At 76.7% G+C, this 425-nt stretch carries 1 protein-coding gene; it reads left to right on the top strand.

Features of this window, described 5'->3' with window-relative positions; all coding sequences use genetic code 11:
• Positions 1 to 30: 30 nt before the first annotated feature.
• On the top strand, positions 31 to 425 hold a 395-nt coding region (locus tag NQ050_RS11100; protein ID WP_257039402.1), incomplete at its 3' end, for a PhoD-like phosphatase N-terminal domain-containing protein.

Here is a 425-nt window from a genome sequence, read left to right as displayed (position 1 = left end):
CCCTTGCAACCACCGCAAGGGGAGGAACGGATGACACCCGCGAACCACCAGGCCCCGACCTCGGCGCCGAGCCCGGCCCCGTCGCAGTCCTCGCACGCGCCCGAACTCCGCGCCGCCGCCCGCAGCCTGGGCCGCCGCCGCTTCCTGACCGTCACCGGCGCCGCCGCCGCGCTCGCCTTCGCCGTCAACCTGCCGGCCGCCGGCACCGCGAGCGCCGCCGAGCTGGACGCCGCACAGCTGACCGCCGACCCCTTCACCCTCGGCGTCGCCTCGGGCGACCCGCAGCCCGGCTCGGTGCTGCTGTGGACGCGTCTCGCCCCGGTGCCGTACCAGGCCGACAGCGGGCTGCCCACCAAACGCGTCGAGGTGAGCTGGGAGCTGGCCCTGGACGAACGGTTCCGCCGCGTCGTCAGACGGGGCCGGAC

It is taken from the genome of Corynebacterium sp. 122RC1, from assembly GCF_024580955.1.
In the GTDB taxonomy this organism is placed as follows: Bacteria; Actinomycetota; Actinomycetes; order Mycobacteriales; family Mycobacteriaceae; genus Corynebacterium; species Corynebacterium kozikiae.
The sequence above is the reverse complement of the archived record's forward strand: the minus strand, read 5'-3'. Positions and strand labels throughout refer to the sequence as shown.